This is a genomic window from Mycetocola sp. Y444, from assembly GCF_059445295.1.
Map to the genome: position 1 here is coordinate 205,265 of NZ_JCAIUB010000002.1, position 14,826 is coordinate 220,090.

General features: G+C 66.6%; 13 protein-coding genes and 1 tRNA gene. 8 read left to right on the plus strand and 6 right to left on the minus strand.

The window, feature by feature from the left end:
- The first annotated feature begins 22 nt into the window (after positions 1-22).
- The 4 genes from AC1C2M_RS07775 to AC1C2M_RS07790 are packed head-to-tail and all read left to right on the plus strand — an operon-like array spanning position 23 to position 5,186.
- A complete protein-coding gene (locus AC1C2M_RS07775) occupies positions 23-1,378 on the plus strand; it encodes a flavin monoamine oxidase family protein (protein WP_495435847.1) in 1,356 nt (451 codons plus the stop codon).
- Between the two features lie 47 nt (positions 1,379-1,425).
- Entirely contained in the window at positions 1,426-2,304 is an 879-nt protein-coding gene (locus AC1C2M_RS07780) for a universal stress protein (RefSeq protein WP_495435848.1), read from the plus strand.
- A 4-nt stretch (positions 2,305-2,308) separates the two neighbouring features.
- A complete protein-coding gene (locus tag AC1C2M_RS07785; RefSeq protein ID WP_495435849.1) occupies positions 2,309-3,850 on the plus strand; it encodes an APC family permease in 1,542 nt (513 codons plus the stop codon).
- Between the two features lie 40 nt (positions 3,851-3,890).
- Positions 3,891-5,186 carry an APC family permease gene (locus AC1C2M_RS07790; protein WP_495435850.1) on the plus strand — a complete coding sequence of 432 codons (1,296 nt, stop codon included), beginning with the start codon at positions 3,891-3,893 and terminating at the stop codon, positions 5,184-5,186.
- A gap of 137 nt (positions 5,187-5,323) precedes the next feature.
- On the opposite strand, the gene AC1C2M_RS07795 is transcribed toward AC1C2M_RS07790, so the two are convergent.
- Positions 5,324-6,238: an NAD-dependent epimerase/dehydratase family protein gene (locus AC1C2M_RS07795; protein WP_495435851.1), complete on the minus strand. Its 915-nt coding sequence runs from the start codon at positions 6,236-6,238 to the stop codon at positions 5,324-5,326.
- A 128-nt stretch (positions 6,239-6,366) separates the two neighbouring features.
- On the opposite strand from AC1C2M_RS07795, the gene AC1C2M_RS07800 reads away from it, so the two are divergent.
- Positions 6,367-7,113: a GntR family transcriptional regulator gene (locus AC1C2M_RS07800; RefSeq protein WP_495435852.1), complete on the plus strand. Its 747-nt coding sequence runs from the start codon at positions 6,367-6,369 to the stop codon at positions 7,111-7,113.
- On the opposite strand, the gene AC1C2M_RS07805 is transcribed toward AC1C2M_RS07800, so the two are convergent.
- The 3 genes from AC1C2M_RS07805 to AC1C2M_RS07815 form a co-directional block, all read right to left on the minus strand.
- Positions 7,064-7,816: a sugar isomerase domain-containing protein gene (locus tag AC1C2M_RS07805; RefSeq protein ID WP_495435853.1), complete on the minus strand. Its 753-nt coding sequence runs from the start codon at positions 7,814-7,816 to the stop codon at positions 7,064-7,066. The two genes, AC1C2M_RS07800 and AC1C2M_RS07805, sit on opposite strands and share 50 nt — an antisense overlap.
- Positions 7,813-9,687, minus strand: coding sequence for a PTS ascorbate transporter subunit IIC (gene ulaA / locus AC1C2M_RS07810; RefSeq protein ID WP_495435854.1), 1,875 nt, complete (start codon positions 9,685-9,687; stop codon positions 7,813-7,815). Before ulaA ends, AC1C2M_RS07805 begins: the two co-directional genes overlap by 4 nt.
- A 249-nt stretch (positions 9,688-9,936) precedes the next feature.
- Positions 9,937-10,425: a YajQ family cyclic di-GMP-binding protein gene (locus AC1C2M_RS07815; RefSeq protein WP_108390083.1), complete on the minus strand. Its 489-nt coding sequence runs from the start codon at positions 10,423-10,425 to the stop codon at positions 9,937-9,939.
- A gap of 83 nt (positions 10,426-10,508) precedes the next feature.
- On the opposite strand from AC1C2M_RS07815, the gene AC1C2M_RS07820 reads away from it, so the two are divergent.
- Positions 10,509-11,258: a lytic murein transglycosylase gene (locus AC1C2M_RS07820; RefSeq protein ID WP_495435855.1), complete on the plus strand. Its 750-nt coding sequence runs from the start codon at positions 10,509-10,511 to the stop codon at positions 11,256-11,258.
- A 156-nt stretch (positions 11,259-11,414) separates the two neighbouring features.
- Here the strand turns inward: AC1C2M_RS07820 and AC1C2M_RS07825 are convergent, their stop codons facing one another.
- Complete coding sequence (locus AC1C2M_RS07825) at positions 11,415-12,431, minus strand: LacI family DNA-binding transcriptional regulator (RefSeq protein WP_495435856.1); 1,017 nt, start codon at positions 12,429-12,431, stop codon at positions 11,415-11,417.
- Between the two features lie 137 nt (positions 12,432-12,568).
- Between AC1C2M_RS07825 and AC1C2M_RS07830 the strand changes: the two genes are divergently transcribed.
- On the plus strand, positions 12,569-13,489 hold the full coding sequence (locus AC1C2M_RS07830) for a carbohydrate kinase family protein (protein WP_495435857.1): 921 nt from the start codon (positions 12,569-12,571) through the stop codon (positions 13,487-13,489).
- 99 nt (positions 13,490-13,588) lie between these two features.
- A tRNA-Tyr gene (locus tag AC1C2M_RS07835) sits at positions 13,589-13,670 on the plus strand.
- A 114-nt stretch (positions 13,671-13,784) separates the two neighbouring features.
- On the opposite strand, the gene AC1C2M_RS07840 is transcribed toward AC1C2M_RS07835, so the two are convergent.
- On the minus strand, positions 13,785-14,804 hold the full coding sequence (locus AC1C2M_RS07840) for a LacI family DNA-binding transcriptional regulator (protein WP_495435858.1): 1,020 nt from the start codon (positions 14,802-14,804) through the stop codon (positions 13,785-13,787).
- Between the last annotated feature and the right edge of the window lie 22 nt (positions 14,805-14,826).

The window sequence follows — 14,826 nt, forward strand, 5'->3', positions numbered from 1 at the left end:
GCCGGATTCCAGGGAGCACAGCATGGCCGAACTGCAGCGAGACGTCGTCATCATCGGGGCGGGAGCGTCGGGACTGTCCGCCGCTCACAAGCTGCGCGAGGCGGGACTCAGCGTCGCCGTGCTCGAGGCCCGCGACCGGGTCGGCGGCCGGCTCTGGACGAACGACATCGAGGGGGCGACCCTCGAGATCGGCGGCCAGTGGGTCTCTCCCGACCAGGATGCGCTCATCGAGACGCTCGCCGAGCTCGGGCTGGAGACGTACTCCCGGTACCGCGACGGCGACAGCGTCTACATCAACGCCGAAGGAACGCTCACCCGGTTCACCGGCGAAATCTTCCCCGTCGAGGCATCGACCCAGCGCGAGATGGAACGGCTCATCGGTGTGCTCGACGAACTCGTCGCTGAGATTGGCCCGCGCGAACCGTGGGCGTACCCGCGTGCAGAAGAACTTGATTCGGTGACCTGGATCGAGTGGCTCGAGGGCCAGACCGACGACATCGAGGCCCGTGACAACATCGCGCTCTTCATCGCGGACGCGATGCTCACCAAGCCGGCCCACAGCTTCAGTGCGTTGCAGGCGATCCTGATGGCGGCATCCGCCGGGAGCTTCTCGAATCTCGTCGACGCCGACTTCATCCTCGACAAACGGGTGATCGGCGGCCTGCAGCAGGTGCCGCTGCTTCTCGCCGAGAAGCTCGGCGACGACGTGTTCCTGTCGCAGCCGGTACGCCGGCTTGAATACGGCCCGGACGGGGTGCGTGCGGTCGCCGACGGGATGACCGTGTCCGCCCGCCACGCCATCGTCGCTGTGCCGCCCAACCTCTACACGCGGATCGACTTCCAGCCGCCGCTGCCCCGGCGCCAGCAGCAGATGCACCAGCACCTCTCGCTCGGGCTCGTGATCAAGGTGCACGCGGTTTACGCGTCACCGTTCTGGCGGGATGCCGGTCTGTCCGGAACCTCGTTCAGCCCGTACGAGATCGTGCACGAGGCCTACGACAACACCAACCACGACGACCCGCGTGGCACCCTCGTTGGATTCGTCTCCGACCAGAAGGCCGACCGGCTGTTCGCCCTCCCCGCCGAGGAGCGCAAGCGGATCATCCTCACGTCGCTGTCGCACTACTTCGGTCAAGACGCACTGTCACCCGTCGTGTACTACGAGAGCGACTGGGGCAGCGAGGAATGGACCCGCGGCGCCTATGCCGCGAGCTTCGACATGGGCGGGCTGCACCGGTACGGCGCCGACCTGCGCACGCCGGTCGGACCTGTCCACTGGTCGTGCAGCGACCTGGCCGCTGAGGGGTACCAGCACGTCGACGGTGCCATCCGGCGCGGGTGGGAAACCGCCCAGGAAATTCTCGACGACCGAACGTAACCAACCCGCACCTCCGGCTGTACCCGATCGCAAAGGAGCGACTCGACATGCGATACATCGTGGGCTACACCGATACACCCTCCGGTGAGGATGCACTCAACCTCGCCGTGAGGCTCGCGCGCTCCATGAACCGGGGCCTCGACATCGTCATCGTGCTGCGAAGCGCGGCGCGGGCGGCGCTCGTGCCGGTCGATGCCGGCTACGAGAAGTTCCTGCACCGGGCCGCTGAGGACTGGCTGCACCACGCACTGGCCTTCGTGCCGAGGGACATGGATGTGCGGGGTCACATCGTGTACGCGGAGTCGTTCGCGCAGGGGCTGCTCGACGCGAGCCGGGACCTCGGGGCGCGGATGATCATCGTCGGTGCCGCACGCGGCGGACTGCTCGGCCGGTTCACGGTCGGCAGCGTCGCCAATGCGCTCCTGCACTCGGCTGTCGTGCCGGTCGCGCTGGCACCGGAGGGATCCGTCTCCGAGATCGGAGTCGACGGGATCACCCGGGTCACCTGCGCGGTCGGCACACGTACCGGCGCGAGGGAACTGCTCGATGCGGGGATTCTCGCGGCGAGGGCCGCGAAGGTGCCGCTTCGCCTGGTGTCGCTGGTCGCGCTCGATTCCGACGGCGTGGACACACCGCCGGCCGTTCGCGCCCGGGCCGAGGAGCACGCCGCGAAAACCGTCGCGTACGCGGCCGAGCACCTGCCCGACGATGTCGACGTGACCGCGCTGACGGCATCCGGAAACCGGATCGAAGATGCGGTTGCCGCGCTCGACTGGGATCCCGGGGAGGTCGTTTTCGTCGGATCGAGTCGGCTCGGGCAGCCGAGGCAACTGTTCCTCGGAACGACGGCGGCGAAGATGCTTCGCGAGCTGCCGGTTCCGATGATCGTGGTTCCGCGCGACAGCGTTCTGACGGTTGAGGACTAAGGCCATGACGAGCCAGAAAACCGAACACGGTCTCTCCAGGAAGGGCCTCAGCGCCGGTTCGGTCGGCCTGATCGGTGCGGTTGTCATCGGTATCTCGTGCATCGCCCCTGCGTACACGATGACGGCGGCGCTCGGCCCGACGGTGTCCGAGGTCGGGCTGCAGGTGCCGGCCATCATCCTCGTCGGCTTCATCCCGATGCTGCTCGTCGCCTTCGGTTACCGCGAACTCAACCGGGCGATGCCGGACAGCGGTACCTCGTTCACCTGGGCAACCCGGGCGTTCGGGCCGTGGATCGGCTGGATGACGGGATGGGGCCTCATCGCGGCCACGATTCTCGTGCTGTCGAATCTCGCCGGCATCGCCGTCGACTTCTTCTACCTCATGCTCGCGCAGATTTTCGGCAATCCCGACCTGGCCGACCTCGCGCTCAACCCGGTGATCAACGTCGTCACCTGCCTCACGTTCATGTTCGTGGCCACGGCGATCTCCTACCGCGACATGCAGACAACCCAGAAGGTGCAGTACGTTCTCGTCAGCTTCCAGCTGATCGTGCTTGTGATCTTCGGTATCGCCGCCTTCATCCACGTCGCCAACGGGTCGGCGTTCGATGCCGTCCCGGTGAGCCTCGAGTGGTTCAACCCCTTTGCCGTCGAGTCGTTCAGTGCGTTCGCGGCGGGACTCTCGCTGTCGATCTTCATCTTCTGGGGCTGGGATGTCACGCTGACGATGAACGAGGAAACCCGCGGGTCGAGGTCAACGCCCGGGCGAGCGGCGACCCTCACCGTGCTCATCATCGTCGTGCTGTACCTGCTCATCGCCACCGCCTCGATCAGCTTCGCCGGCATCGGCACCGGGGAGTTCGGGCTTGGCAACGAGGAGATCCAGGGCAACGTGTTCTTCGCGCTCGCCGGCCCCGTACTCGGGCCACTCGCCATCCTCGTCTCGATCGCGGTGCTCTCCAGTTCGGCGGCATCCCTGCAGTCGACGTTCGTGTCGCCGGCGCGGACCCTGTTGGCGATGGGCCACTACGGCGCGCTGCCCGAGCGGTTCTCCCGGGTGAGCCCGCGGTTCCTCACGCCGGGCTTCGCGACGATCATGTCGAGCATCGTGGCGAGCGCGTTCTACGCGATCATGCGATTCGTCTCAGAAGACGTGCTGTGGGACACGATCACCGCTCTCGGCATGATGATCTGCTTCTACTACGGGCTCACGGCGTTCGCGGCGGTCTGGTACTTCCGCAGGCAGGTCTTCGCGTCGACGCGGAACTTCTTCTTCATGCTGCTGTTCCCGCTCGTCGGCGGAGTCATCCTCGCGGCGCTGTTCTTCACGACAATCATCGAGAGCATGGACCCGGAGTACGGTTCGGGGTCGAACATCGGCGGGGTGGGTCTCGTCTTCATCCTCGGGATGGCGGTCATCGTCTCGGGCATCGTCATCATGATCATCCAGGCGATCCGCCGGCCGGCGTTCTTCCGGGGCGAGACGCTCGGCAGGGGAGTCTCTGACGGGAAGGAAGATGAGGAGCTCGACGAGCTGCCGGTGTAGCGCCACCGCGAACGGGCCGGTCCGTGGTTGAGTTATCCGCGTGAGTTCGAACTCCCCGCTCGCCCGACGACTGGGGCTCGGCGACGCCGTGTTCCTCGGGCTCGGCGCGATGATCGGCGCCGGCGTCTTCGCGGTTTTCGCACCGGCCGCTGCCGTCGCCGGGTGGGGTCTGCTCGTCGGCCTCGCGATCGCGGCGGTCATCGCGTACTGCAACGCGACGGCATCCGCCCAGCTCGCTGCCCGGTATCCGGCATCCGGAGGCACCTATCTCTACGGGCGAGAACGACTCGGCGACACCTGGGGGTTCGCCGCCGGCTGGAGTTTCGTGATCGGCAAGACGGCCAGTTGCGCCGCCATGGCGCTCACCTTCGCGGCCTACGCCGCCCCGGCCGGCTGGGACAAGCCCGTCGCGGCGCTCGCGGTGGCGTGCCTCGTTGTCGTCAACTACTTCGGCGTGACACGGACGGCTTTTCTGACGCGGATGCTCGTGGTCGCGTCGCTGATCGTCCTCGCGATTGTCGCGGCAGCGGGCCTGTCGGCCCCGGCTGCGTCGATCGAGGTCGTCTCCGCAGGCGCCATGCCGGGCGGATGGATGCCGGGCACCCCTGACCTCGGGCTGTACGGCATCCTCCAATCCGCTGGCCTGATCTTCTTTGCGTTCGCCGGGTACGCCAGGATCGCGACGATGGGGGAGGAAGTGACGAACCCGGCGCGCACGATACCGAGGGCGATTCTCCTCGCGCTCGCCGTCACCGTCCTCATCTACGCCACGGTCGCTGTGGTCGCGTTGCGCACCCTCGGGCCCGGCGCGCTCGGGGCGTCAGCGGCGCCGCTCGTCGACGTGGCGGCAGCGGGTGGGTGGGGCTGGACCGCGCCCGTCGTCCGCCTCGGTGCCGCGCTGGCGTCGCTGGGTGCACTGCTCGCCCTCATCGCCGGCATCGGCCGCACGAGTCTCGCGATGGCACGCGAAGGTGACCTTCCGCGGTTTCTTGCGGCGGTGCATCCGCGTTACCGGGTTCCGCACCGGGCGGAACTCACGCTTGGGCTCGTCGTCATCGCTCTCGTGCTTCTCGTCGATGTGCGTGGGGCTATCGCGTTTTCGTCGTTCGGCGTGCTGCTCTACTATTTCGTGGCCAACCTCGCCACATACACGCAGGAGCGTGCCGACCGGCGGTTTCCGCGCTGGCTCCAGGTCCTGGGAATGTGCGGATGCCTCGTGCTCGTTGCCACGCTGCCGCCGGTCGGCATCCTGATCGGCGTCGCCGTGCTCGTGGTCGGCATCGGCGGGCGGTTCCTGGCCCAGCGGTGGAAACCCACGCGGTCAGCGGGGGCCTGACCCTTCGCGTGCGCCCAACCCGACCCGCAACCCGACCCGCAACCCGACCCGCAACCCCGAGCGCTACACATCCATGCTCCCGCTACAAATACTTCTGCAGCGCGAGCATGGAACTGCAGCGCTCGCCGCGGCCTGCGTCAGGAGCGGTAGAACGCGACGGTGTCATCGAGCGCGCTATCCCAATTGGATGCCCGCACGCCGAGTTCGCGTTCGGTCTCCGTGGCATCCGAGAGGAACGGAGCCAGGAACTGGTAGCTCGACGCCGCCACCTCCCGCATGACGGGATTGACCGCTCCGATCGTCGAGAGGAGCCGGCGCGGGATTGCCGAGATCGAGCCCCGGACGCCGTACCGCTCGTTCACCTGGTGGCAGATTGCCGTTCGACTGAGGTCGGTCGCGGCGGGAACGTGCCAGATGCGCCCCCAGTCGCCGTTGAACCTGGTCGCGGCGACAACGGTGCTGGCCAGGTCAGGAAGGTATGCCCAGCTGTGCGCGAGCGCCGGGTTGCCGATTGCCCACGATCGTTTGCTGTGGAGGATCGGTTCGAAAAACCGGGTGCCGAGGTGGGCATCCGCTCCCGCTCGAGGGCCGAAGTAGTCACTGGCCCGCACCTCGACGGCACGCACATCACCGCGCTGGGTTGCCGCGCGCAGGGCGGCCCACACGTCACGGCGGACCTCACCCTTCGACTCGGCGGGCTGCTCGGGGGTGGTCTCTTTCATCGGCATGCTGGCGTGACCGTACGAGTACAGATTGCCGACCATCACGATGTCGGACCCGGTCTGCCTGGCCGCGCGGATGACGGCGTCGACGATCGGTGGCCAGTCGCTGCGCCACCGATTGTAGGGAGGGTTGGTGCAGACCACGATTGTTGAGCAGCCGTCCGCAGCGCGGGTCAGGGCACCGGCGTCCGAGGCGTCGAGTGGGGCGGCGGCAGCACCCGGGAGCTGGGTCGCAGAGCGCGTGCCAACGGTGACGGTTTCACCGCTGCCGAGGAAGGCGCTGGTGACCGTCGACCCGACCGCGCCAGCACCGAGGACGAGAACGCTCACGACGACTCCATCTGCAGGGACTAGTGGCGCGAGTTTAGTCTGAGCTGCGGCACACAGCGAGCGCGCTGAACTTCTCCGGTGGCACGGCAGCGCTCGATGACGCACGTCGAGGATGACAAAATCGAAGGATGACCGTGCCGAAGTACCGCGAACTCGCCGAAGCGATCAGGGTGAAGATCGCGGGCGCGCCTGTCGGGTCCCCAACGGCGAGTGAACGTCAGCTCGCCGAGGAGACCGGGGTGTCGCGCATGACGGCGCGGCGGGCGATTGACGAACTCGTTCGAGAGGGACTGCTCACTCGGAAAGTTGGGCGCGGCACATTCGTCGCCCGGCCGGCGGTGAGCGTTCCGCTGCAGCTCACGAGCTTCACCGAAGATATGCGTTCGCGTGGCTACGCACCCTCCAGCGAGGTCTTGCACCTCGGGACGGTGCCCGCCGACGAGCACGTTGCTTCGATTTTTGATCTGCCGCTCGGTGAGCCCGTTGTCCTGCTGACACGGGTGCGCCTCGCTGACGGAGTTCCCATTGCCATCGAACGCAGCCACCTCAGGGCGAGTCTTTTCCCTGGGATTGAGCGGTTCGACTTCGCGCACGACTCTCTGTACCGCGTGCTCATCGATGACTACGGAATCCGGTTCGACGCCGGCGAGCAGGTGATCCGCGCCGCCAGCGCGCGAGCGGATGACGCCCAGACGCTGCAGATTGCTGCAGATTCGCCGGTTCTTGAGCTTGTCCGGACGTCGGTGTCGCACGGTGAGGTGATCGAGTGGACGACGTCAACCTACCCCGGCTCTCGATTCGAGTTGTCGGCTCAGATCGCGCCGGTCACAGTTCAGGGATCTGCTCCGCAAAGCGCTCTACGAGTTCGCGATTGAATCCGTCGTTGCCCGGCATGTTGGCGCTTCGCCACCGCGGCGCGTGTGGGGCGACCTCGTAGACGTCGCGGAGGATCATCGTCCACACGGTGGTCGTCGCGAGGCTCGACACCGGGGCGGTGACCGGAGCATCCGGTGGCCAGGTTGCATCACCGGGGGGAACGGCCGTGTCGATGACGATGTCGGCCACGTCGACGAGGCGGCGCGACGCGCGCTTCGGGGCGGCGAGCCCTGCCGCTCGTGACGTGATGGCGATCACCGTAGCTCCGCGTGCTGATGCGACCTCGGCGATTTCGACGGGGAACGGGTTCGTGCCCGAGTTCGAGAAGATCACGACGGTGTCCGCTGATGTGATGCCAGCCGCCTGAGCCTCACGCTCGCCGAGCCCGACCTCGCGTTCGGCCGCGGTTGCCGAGCGCGCACCGGTGAATGGCAGGACGCTCGAGTGCCAGATCGGTCGCACAAACGCGAGTCCGCCGGCGCGGAAGAAGGTCTCGAGCACGGCAGCCATCGAGTGACCGGCGCCAGCGGGCCGCACAAGGCCACCCGCTTCTGCGGTGCGGGCGATGGCCTCCGCGGCCAGACGGATCTCGGCGCGGTTGCGGTTTGCGACGTCGGCGACGTACGCGGCGAGGTCTGTTGTCTCTGCTCCTCGCGCTCCGGCATCCTGCGTTACTGAGGCCTGGTTTGTGGTGTCGCTCACAGCCATCCCTTCTCGGTCAGTGCGTCTTCAAGCCGGGCGCGCACGTGCTTCACGTCGACGAAGCTCGTGATCGGGACGGTGACCGGCGCGATGTCGCCGATGTCGGAGAGGTAGCTCGGCTGGCCGATGACGACGTCCGCGCGCTGTCCGCGTGCGGAGCCAACATCCGTGTGGTCGATGGTCGCATCCACACCCATCTGCTCGAGCGCTCGCTCGGCAGTTGTCCGCAGGATCAGGCTCGACCCCATCCCCGCGCCGCACACGGCGAGCACCGAGAGTGTCTTCGGGCGCGCGGCAGCTGCTTCCGCGCTGCGGGCAGCGGAGTCAGCCGCGCCGGTGCTCTCATCCAGAGTCGCGGTGTTCACCGCGGTCTGCGCTGTCGTGCCCGGTGCCGATGTGGTTCGCGTGGGAGTCCCGGTTGCCGAACCGGATACCGCGGATACCTCGGTCACAGCATCCGAGTCGTCCCGCTCGGTCTCCGGCTCATCGCGGTGACGACGGCCAAGGGCGACCAGAATCGCGACGGTCGCGGCTACGACGATGGCTGCGATGACCCAGAGGGTCCACTCGCCGAGCGGTGCGAGCAGCGATCCGAGTCCGACGAGTGCCCATCCAACGACGAACCAATCGGAGTCGGCGAGGGTTGCGAGTTCTGGAGCGGTGTTGCCCCAGATGCCCCATCCGATCCACTGTCCGAAGGCGAGGACGACACCGTTGAGTACGCCGCCGAAGACGGCGCCGCGCCACCCTGCGACCGCGTTACCGAAGACACCACCGGCGCCACCGCCGAAGAAGAGCATGATCATCGGCGGCACGAGCACGAACCAGCCGGTGCTGGCGAAGAGTCCCATGAGGAGGAGGAACACGACGGTCGACGAGAGGAAGCCGAGCATAACCGCCGTCGGGGCCTGGGTGAAGGTGACCGGCAGGTCGAGCGCGGGCTTGGAGCCGGGCAGGGCGCGCTCCGAGAGTCCCTTGAACGCCGGCACGATCTCCGACAGGAACATCCGCACGCCGAAGAGCAGGATCGCGATTCCCGCTGCGAAGCGCAGCGCCTGGAGGAGCGCCCATACGCCGGGGAGAACCGTGGCCCCGTTCATCTGCTCGGCGACGACGCCCGAGTCGGCAAAAGCGATGGCGGCCAGCATGATGACGCCGATGACGAAGGCCGTCGAGACGTTGATGTCCTTGAAGAACGACAGGGCGCGGGGGAGCTTGAGGTTCTCCGAGTCGTGCAGCTTCGGGTCACCGAGGCGCAGCGCCTTTGCGCCGTAGCCGGCGGCGATCGCGATGGTCGAGTCGGTGTGGGCGAGGCCAACCTGCTCGTCGCCCATCACCTTGCGCATGAGGGGCGCCGTCCAGAGCGGCTGAAGCACCCAGTAGCAGCCGATGAGCAGGGAGCCAACCGCGGCGAGGACCCACCGGTTCACGTCGCCGAATGCCTCGACGAGGCTCGCTGCGATGACAACGCTCATCCAGTACATGAGGTGACCGGTGAGATAGACGAACCGGGCGGCGCGGAAAATCCGAACCAGCGCGAGGTGGACGAGGAAACCACCAGCGATGATGAGGGGGACAACCGAGCCCTGGCCCGCCGTGAAGTCGGAAAGCGTCGATTCCGCTGCCGGCGGCTTGAGCCCCATCGCGCTCGCGACGATGATCTGGAAGCTCGACAGCCCACCGGTGAAGATCTCGACGCCGAGGTTGAGCACGACCACACCGATCGTCGCTCGAAGGCCGCCAGCGACGACCTGTTCGAATGGCTTGCGCTGCAGCGCGAGGCCAACAATGGCGATAATGCCGATGAGCACCGCGACCTGACTGAACAGGTTGTTCGTGATGACCTCGACAATGTCCTCGAATGACGACATGGTGCTCTCCTGTCTGCTGACCTGGCGGGCGAAAAAGGACGACGGTCGAGACCGTCGCTAAATGGTATAGCCCACTCGCCCGATCACGCTACTCCGTCGTCCGATCAATCCACGAAGGGCGGATTGCAGCACCGCATCATGGCGTCGGGAGACGACAAAACGCCCCACATCCAACTCCTCAAGCCGGGCTTGAGGGTGGTGAACGGGGGCGTCGTCGATTGGCGCGCGGGGTGCGGCCGACCTCTCGGCCTAGCGGAAGTTGATGAACTGCAGGTCGATGTCGAGGTCTTTGCCCTTGAGCAGCGCGATCACTGACTGCAGGTCGTCGCGGCTCTTGGACTGAACGCGCAGTTCGTCGCCCTGGATCTGGCTCTTGACGCCCTTGGGGCCCTCGTCGCGGATGATCTTGTTGATCTTCTTCGCGTTCTCCTGGGTGATGCCGTCTTTGAGTTCCGCTTCGATGCGGTATTCCTTGCCGCTCGCGTACGGGTCGCCGGAATCGAGGCTCTTGAGCGAGATGCCACGCTTGATGAGCTTCGTCTGGAAGACGTCGAGGATCGCCTTGACGCGCTCTTCGCTATTGGCCTTCATGAGGATCTTGTCGCCGGACTGGGCGATGGACGCCCCGGTGCCCTTGAAGTCGTAGCGCTGCTCGATCTCCTTGTGCGCCTGGTGGAGTGCGTTGTCCGCCTCCATTTTGTCGACCTTGCTAACCACGTCAAACGATGAATCTGCCATGGCCCCATGGTACGTGTTTCCGCGGTCAGGCGGGGTGAGCCTGCGTCGGGCAAGCTCCCGGGCAGGAATGCGAAGATAAGCGGATGCTGTCTGCCCGCCTTGCCCTTGCCGCCGGTGTCGTGGCATCCGCTCTGCTGCTCAGCTCGTGTGCCACACCGGCCCCCGATTCGCGCACCGAGTCGTCGGAGGGGCAGGCCCCGACTTTCGCCGCCCCGGCCGAGCCGCCGGTCGCTGCGGCCGTGCCGAGCATGCCGGGCAATCCGGGACGCGTCGATGACGCGTGGGTCGCGGTCACGGCCGAGGCGACGCGGATCCCGGAGCGTGCGCTGCGCGCCTACGCCGGTGCGGCACTGGCGAAGGCCGAGCAGATGCCCGCGTGCGGGCTCGGGTGGAACACGATCGCCGGGGTGGGATTCGCGGAGAGTGACCACGGTCGCCACGGTGGATCTGCCGTCGGGGACGACGGAACGGTAGCTCCGCCCATCTACGGCGTCGCGCTCGATGGCGACGGTAACGTGGCGATTCCGGATTCGGATGCCGGTGCCATCGACGGCGATGCCGAACACGATCGCGCGATCGGGCCGATGCAGCTCATCCCGCAGGCGTGGAACAACTGGCACGTCGACGGCAACGGTGACGGCGTCGAGGACCCGCAGAACCTCGACGATGCGGCGATGGCCACCGCCAACTACCTCTGCCGGGTGTCGGGAGACCTCGTCACTGAAACCGGCTGGCAGACCGCGATCCGCGGCTACAACCCCAACGACGAGTACGTCGCGACGGTCGCGCGGGCGGGCACCCTGTACGCGGAGCGGGCAGCCGCCGCGAGCTAGGGCGTTCACTCGGGCACCCGCGTCGCCCTGAGATAAGGACATCGGCGCGAGGCAAGGACGAAAACGGCCGTTGCGTCCTTATCTGGTGCCTTTTTCCTTGTGCCCGGCCGACGGCATCCGTTCACGCGGATGCCGTGGGCTGGGACCCCGGGGCGCCTACTCGCCCGGCCGCGCGGTCGATGACCGCACGATGAGTTCGTAGTAGAGAGGCACTCCCGCGCTCGCCGGGGCATCCTTGTCTGGTTCGAGGTACTCCATGAGCGCCTCGACGGCCTGCTCGCCCTGCCGCAGCGGAAACTGTGCCACCGTCGTCAGCCCGAAGAACGTCGACAGCTCGTGGTCGTCGATGCCGACGATGGAGACATCCTGCGGCACGTGCAAACCGAGGTCGCGGGCGGCGAGGATGCTGCCAATCGCCATCTCGTCCGAGGACGCAACGATCGCGGTCGGTCGGTTGTGCGGGCTGCCGAGCAGTTGTTTCGCCGCCTCGTAACCGCCGGGCAGTGTGAAATCCGCGGGACGGAACAGGGCAGGATCCGGGGTGACGCCGGCATCCGTCAGTGCACCTTCATATCCGATGCGTCGCTTGGACGGCAGGTGGAAGTCGCGGTCGAACTCCTTGCCGCCACCGATGTGGGCGATGCGGGTGTGGCCGAGGCTGAGGAGGTGCTCGGTGGCGAGCCGCGAGACGGCGACGTCATCCATGGTGAGGCTGAAGACATCGGCGATGGCGCCGCCGACCCCGATGAGTGGTTTTCCCATCGCGTGCAGGCTCGAGACCTCTGCCTCGGTGAGTTCGAGGCCGATCGCGATGACCGCGTCAACGCGCTGCCGCAGCAGGAAGTGCTCGAACACGCTCTTGCGTTCGTCTCCGCCGCCGGTGAGGTTGTAGAGGGTGAGGTCGTAGCCGTGACGAAGGAGAGCGCTCTCAGCGCCCTCGACGACCGACGCGAAGAACCAGTGATTGAGCGATGGAACCACGACCCCGACGTTGCGGGTGCGACCCGACGCGAGGCTCGACGCGTTCGACGACACGACGTAGTCCAGCTCCTGGGCAGCTTGCTCGACCTTCTCGCGCGTGGCATCGGAGACGTATCCGCGACCGCTCAGCGCTCGCGAAACGGTGGCCGTCGAGACCCCCGCGTGACGTGCAACGTCATCGATACCCGCCATGGGACTCCTTCGTGCCGGAAATGTGCCAGTCGCCAGCATAGCGACGGCCAGTTGCGATGGTTGAAGGGCCCGGTCGCAGCGACGGATCTGGCGTGCCGCGGCGGAGGTGTGCGACCCTCGAAGGAGAACGGAGTCCCATGGAAAGAAACGACGCCCGCACAGTCGTCATCGGCGATGCGCTCATTGACGAGATGCGTGACGGTGAGACCAGCCGTGACTTCGTTGGAGGTGCGGCGCTCAACGTCGCCGTTGGCCTCGCCCGGTTGGGCGTGCCGACCACACTTATCGCCATGGTCGGGAATGACGCCGATGGCGCGAGCATCCGTTCGTTCCTCGACCTCCACGGCGTCGACCTCATTGCGACGCCCGGCCCGCTTGGCTCGTCGCGCGCCACGAGCGACCGCACCGACGGTGAGCCGCGCTACAGCTTCAACGAGGCGGCGCAGAAGCGGCGGATCGTGTTCGGTGACGAGGAGCGGCTGGCGATAGCGGATGCTCCGCTCGTCGTGGTCAGCTGCTTCCCGTTCGATGATGATGAGCAGAGTGCTGCGCTTGAAGAGTCGGTGCTGAATCCGGGTCGCAGGCTCGTGATCGACCCCAACCCGCGCGCGGGCATGTTGCACGACACAGCCGCCTTCGTCCTCAACTTCGAACGGCTCGCGGCGGCAAGCCTGCTGACTAAGGTCGGCGACGAAGACGCCGAACTGCTGTACGGCATTGCGCTTGCTGACCTTGTGCACCGGCTGCGCTTTGCCGGCACCGCTCATGTGCTCGCTACCGCGGGTCGCAACGGCGCCGAAATCGTCTCCGCGTTCGGCCGCGTGGTGGCGCCGATCGCTGACCTGCCCGGGCCCGTCATCGACACCATGGGTGCTGGCGATGCGACGCTCGCGGCGACGGTCCATGCGCTCGCGACCGGCGGCATCCCGCGGGGACTCGACGCCTGGAAGAGGGTTCTCGCCGAGGCGATGCTCATCGCCGGGTGGACCTGCCGCACCGAGGGGGCGCTGCTGCAGTTGCCTCCGGTTCCGGATACGACGGGCCGGATTCGACTGTAGGCGCGCGTCGCCGAGGCGCCGATTTCTCGAAGCGGGCAGGCACAGAGTATTCTTTTACAGCGCCTTCGGTTGTCTGTACAAGTCGGTCGGATGCGTTCTGGCGAGTTACCCAAGCGGCCAAAGGGATCTGACTGTAAATCAGACTGCTCAGCATTCGGGGGTTCGAATCCCTCACTCGCCACACTACGTTCTCTCGAGCTTTCGGATAAGTCGTCCGAAACCTCGAGTAACACAGATTGCCCCCGGTTTCCGGGGGCTTTTTTGTTGATTCGGAGCAGACCGAATTGCGAGTCCGCTAACGCCGCCGCGAGGTGGACGATCGCGGGATCAGCGTTGGCAGAGCGCGCCGGATCGGAAGCGCCGTGGACCGGTGGTCGGTGGTCAGTAGAAGTTCCATTGCTGTGCTCGCGACCTGGTCGAAAGCGGTGTGCACAGTCGTCAACGGGACAGGGAGCCTCGCAGCCAGCGGGATGTCGTTGTAGCCGACAATCGAGACGTCGTCACCGACGGCGAGACCGAGGCCCTGCGTTGCGGAGATCACCCCTACGGCGATGTTGTCGTTCGCCGCGAAGATGGCTGTCGGCGGATGGGCTCCTCGGAGGAGCTCGTGGCCAGCCTCAATTCCGTCGTCGATGCCGTAGCCCCGGGAAATGACCCGGTCGTCACCGATCGTCAGGCCGGCCTCGCTGAGAGCGCGATTGGCTCCGGCCAGGCGATCACGCGCGCTCGAGGTGAACCATGGGCCGGTGACGACGGCGATGTCTGTGTGGCCGAGGTCGAGCAGGTGGCGGACAGCCAGGTACCCTCCCGCCTCATCGTCACCGAGGGACGATGGGCTGATGTGATCGGTCCGCAGTGCGAGAACGTGGGGTACGCCGCGTTTGCGAAGGGATGCCGGTAGCGCGTCGTCCAGGCGTGCCGTCGCGAGGATCAGACCGTCAACTCCTCGATCGAGGAGGGTCTCGGTCGCGCGCCGTTCATCGTCGGGGTCATTGCCACATGTCGCTACCACCGCGAAGTAGTCCCGAACACGAGCGGCCTGTTCGATGGCTTCGAACATCAACGCCATCACTGTGTCGGTCAGGTGGGGGACGAGGACGCCTACGGTACCGGTCGCGCCACGGCGCAGACTCGAGGCGAAGACGTTCCGGCGGTAGCCGAGTTCGTCGGCGATCGCGCGGACCTTGGCGGCTGTCTCCGAGCGTGACGCCGGTGTTCGCTCGTCAAGGACTCGACTCACGGTGGAGATGCTCACACCGGAGGCTTCAGCAACGTCGCGCAAGGTGACCACGTGGCGTTCAGTGCCGGTATCCATGTTGAGCTCCTCGTCTGTGCAC

Excerpts from the sequence above, each read along its gene's own strand:
- AC1C2M_RS07775 (WP_495435847.1), top strand. The coding sequence starts at position 23 with ATGGCCGAACTGCAGCGAGACGTCGTCATCATCGGGGCGGGAGCGTCG.
- AC1C2M_RS07780 (WP_495435848.1), top strand. The coding sequence starts at position 1,426 with ATGCGATACATCGTGGGCTACACCGATACACCCTCCGGTGAGGATGCA.
- AC1C2M_RS07785 (WP_495435849.1), top strand. The coding sequence starts at position 2,309 with ATGACGAGCCAGAAAACCGAACACGGTCTCTCCAGGAAGGGCCTCAGC.
- AC1C2M_RS07800 (WP_495435852.1), top strand. The coding sequence starts at position 6,367 with ATGACCGTGCCGAAGTACCGCGAACTCGCCGAAGCGATCAGGGTGAAG.
- ulaA (WP_495435854.1), bottom strand. The coding sequence starts at position 9,687 with ATGTCGTCATTCGAGGACATTGTCGAGGTCATCACGAACAACCTGTTC.
- AC1C2M_RS07815 (WP_108390083.1), bottom strand. The coding sequence starts at position 10,425 with ATGGCAGATTCATCGTTTGACGTGGTTAGCAAGGTCGACAAAATGGAG.
- AC1C2M_RS07820 (WP_495435855.1), top strand. The coding sequence starts at position 10,509 with ATGCTGTCTGCCCGCCTTGCCCTTGCCGCCGGTGTCGTGGCATCCGCT.
- AC1C2M_RS07825 (WP_495435856.1), bottom strand. The coding sequence starts at position 12,431 with ATGGCGGGTATCGATGACGTTGCACGTCACGCGGGGGTCTCGACGGCC.
- AC1C2M_RS07830 (WP_495435857.1), top strand. The coding sequence starts at position 12,569 with ATGGAAAGAAACGACGCCCGCACAGTCGTCATCGGCGATGCGCTCATT.
- AC1C2M_RS07840 (WP_495435858.1), bottom strand. The coding sequence starts at position 14,804 with ATGGATACCGGCACTGAACGCCACGTGGTCACCTTGCGCGACGTTGCT.